Source organism: Mesorhizobium sp. GbtcB19 (genome assembly GCF_019091085.1).
Taxonomy (GTDB): Bacteria; Pseudomonadota; Alphaproteobacteria; order Rhizobiales; family Rhizobiaceae; genus Mesorhizobium.
The window spans coordinates 1-253 of record NZ_JAGXJY010000342.1 but is presented as its reverse complement, the minus strand read 5'-3'; the positions used below and the strand labels follow the sequence as shown (position 1 = coordinate 253).

1 protein-coding gene is annotated in these 253 nt (G+C 64.4%); it reads right to left on the bottom strand.

Translation table 11 applies throughout. The features are described 5' to 3' along the window. Positions 1-253, bottom strand: a 253-nt coding sequence (locus tag KVT37_RS32445; RefSeq protein WP_217579053.1) for a hypothetical protein, incomplete at both ends; no start/stop codon positions are given.

Genomic DNA, 253 nt, shown 5'->3' with positions numbered 1-253 from the left:
CTGGGTTGCGGTCTCCGAAAGAGCCGTGCGGATATCGTCACCGCGAGAGCCGAGCGCCTTCTGCGCATCATCAAGCGCTTCGGAAATCGCCACCACCTGCTGCTTCACGAGGCTGTCGGCTTCCGCCACCTTCTTGACGATCGCGTTGCCGGCCTCTGAGAAGGCCTGTGCGACGGTCTCCGCCTGACCGGCGAGCCGGTTCTGCGTTTCCGAAATCCGGCCGTCGATCTGGGTGGAGCGTTCCTCGATCGCC